Genomic DNA, 393 nt, shown 5'->3' with positions numbered 1-393 from the left:
CGATCTGAAAAATAATAGAAATGACAATAGGACCATTAAAACATAAAAATCTCAACAGAATATTTAAAAATCCAACCACAGAAAACATAGCCCTATGGATTGCTGAACAGATTAAAACAAACTTGCCGGAGAATATCAAACTTTACAAAATCGTTTTGTGGGAAGGAGACGAAAATGGGGTTGAATTCGAGTTTTAAGGCCTACCAAAAAGCTAAAAGTTACACCACCAAAGATATAACGGGGTGTAGAAAATGAGAGACTTTTACATCGCTCATGAAGATGAGATAAAAAGCGGTGAAACTACTGATGTCTATTTTATCAGAACAAAAAAAGTTCTCGAGGAAAAAAATGTTCACAAAAAAGTCTTTGCAGATATAAGTACTACATCACTTC

1 protein-coding gene and 1 pseudogene are annotated in these 393 nt (G+C 33.6%); both read left to right on the top strand.

What is annotated here, in order from left to right; genetic code table 11:
• Positions 1-20: 20 nt before the first annotated feature.
• A complete protein-coding gene (locus E3E29_RS11525) occupies positions 21-197 on the top strand; it encodes a 6-carboxytetrahydropterin synthase (RefSeq protein WP_167911119.1) in 177 nt (58 codons plus the stop codon).
• Between the two features lie 54 nt (positions 198-251).
• A pseudogene (locus tag E3E29_RS11940) lies at positions 252-393 on the top strand (nicotinate phosphoribosyltransferase); the annotation flags it as partial.

It is taken from the genome of Thermococcus sp. Bubb.Bath (assembly GCF_012027595.1).
Classification (GTDB): Archaea; Methanobacteriota_B; Thermococci; order Thermococcales; family Thermococcaceae; genus Thermococcus.
The sequence above is the reverse complement of the archived record's forward strand: the minus strand, read 5'-3'. Positions and strand labels throughout refer to the sequence as shown.